The sequence below is a fragment of the Photobacterium sp. GB-72 genome (assembly GCF_003026095.1).
GTDB lineage: Bacteria > Pseudomonadota > Gammaproteobacteria > Enterobacterales > Vibrionaceae > Photobacterium.
In genome coordinates this window covers 1-617 of sequence record NZ_PYNV01000057.1, presented here as the reverse complement: position 1 = coordinate 617, position 617 = coordinate 1, and the positions used below count along the sequence as shown (strand labels likewise).

At 42.9% G+C, this 617-nt stretch carries 1 protein-coding gene; it reads left to right on the top strand.

The window, feature by feature from the left end; all coding sequences use genetic code 11:
• Positions 1-617 (top strand): site-specific integrase (locus C9J40_RS21875; RefSeq protein WP_107247969.1); only part of this gene is annotated, 617 nt, incomplete at both ends.

Below are 617 nucleotides of genomic sequence, written 5' to 3'. Positions count from 1 at the left end.
GATGCTTATAGTCGTGCTCTACGTCGCATTACCCATCAACTGGATAAATCACCAGACACATTAACTACCGAAGATCTTAAACAACATTTTACACAACTGATCAAAACACATTCATGGAGTACCGTGAAAATTGATCGCAATGGCTTACAGTTTTTCTTTAAGCATGTCCTTCAACGTGATTGGGAGTGGCTGAACATTGTAAAGCCGCCACACGTGAAAACCTTACCTGACATTTTGACGCCAACCGAAGTGAGCCTATTGATCAATGCCACTTCGCAACTGCGTTACCAAGTGTTTTTTCTGACCTTATATAGCCTCGGGTTACGGCTAGGTGAAGGGTTAAATCTCACAGTGGGTGATATTGATAGCCATCGTATGTTTGTCCATATTCGACAAGGCAAAGGGGGTAAAGACAGGTTCATCCCACTACCAAGGCGAACCCTGTATGCCCTGCGATATTATTGGCAAACCCACAAAAATAGTCGTTATCTTTTTCCTTCACCGTTCAATGTTAACCATACCGTGATGGATCGCGGTGGCGTTCAAAAAGCAATGAAAGCCGTCATTAAAAGCTGTGGGATCACGAAATCTATCAGTCCTCATAATTTACGTCATAG